The sequence below is a fragment of the Paracoccus sp. IB05 genome (assembly GCF_016405985.1).
Lineage (GTDB): Bacteria > Pseudomonadota > Alphaproteobacteria > Rhodobacterales > Rhodobacteraceae > Pseudogemmobacter.
In genome coordinates this window covers 1-697 of record NZ_JAEFCF010000101.1, presented here as the reverse complement: position 1 = coordinate 697, position 697 = coordinate 1, and the positions used below count along the sequence as shown (strand labels likewise).

The following is a 697-nucleotide window of genomic DNA, read 5'->3' as shown; positions in this document are numbered from 1 at the left end:
GTTGCGCTGGCTGATGGGCCGGGAGAGCCGCAAGTTCACGCTCAAATACGACCCGCGCGATCTCTCGCGCATCTTCGTCCTGACAGATGAGGGGATCATTGAAGCCCGACCGGCGGACCTGACACGGCCTGCAATCACGCTCTGGGAACACCGTGCGGCGCGGCGGTCGCTGCGCGAGGCTGGGCGCCGTTCTGTGGACGAGGAACTGATTTTCAGGACGATCGAGGCGCAGCGCGAGCTCATCGACACCGCCGTACGGCAGACCAAAGCCACGCGGCGCCATCAGGCGCGGCGGGCGCATCTGGCGCCCCTGTTGATGATCGATGTGACACCGGATGCCGCCGCGCGAGATACCCTGCCCGCGCCGGAAGGGGAGGGGAGCCCGTTCCTCAGCCACCCCGGTTTCAAGGTCGAGGAATGGTACGACGATGACTGAGTTCCCGCATCTCTATCCGGGAGCCGGCAAGATCGCCGCGCTCAGCGCGGAGGACCGTATTCTTCGGATTCGCGCCGACCGCTGGATTTCTTATCCCAGGGCCGAGGCCGCCCTGGGGAAGCTGGAAACGCTGATGTCGTTTCCCGAGCGTGCCCGCATGCCGAACCTGCTCATTGTCGGCGAGAGCGGCATGGGCAAGACGATGATCATAGAGAAGTTCACCCGCGATCACGCGGCCAGCTTCGAGGAGGTGAGCGGACG

At 65.1% G+C, this 697-nt stretch carries 2 protein-coding genes; both read left to right on the top strand.

Features of this window, described 5'->3' with window-relative positions; translation table 11 throughout:
- On the top strand, nucleotides 1-436 hold a 436-nt coding region (locus JC607_RS25220; protein WP_198839449.1), incomplete at its 5' end, for a Mu transposase C-terminal domain-containing protein.
- A partial coding sequence (locus JC607_RS25215) for a TniB family NTP-binding protein (protein ID WP_198839448.1) occupies nucleotides 429-697 on the top strand: 269 nt, incomplete at its 3' end. The genes JC607_RS25220 and JC607_RS25215, both read left to right, overlap by 8 nt.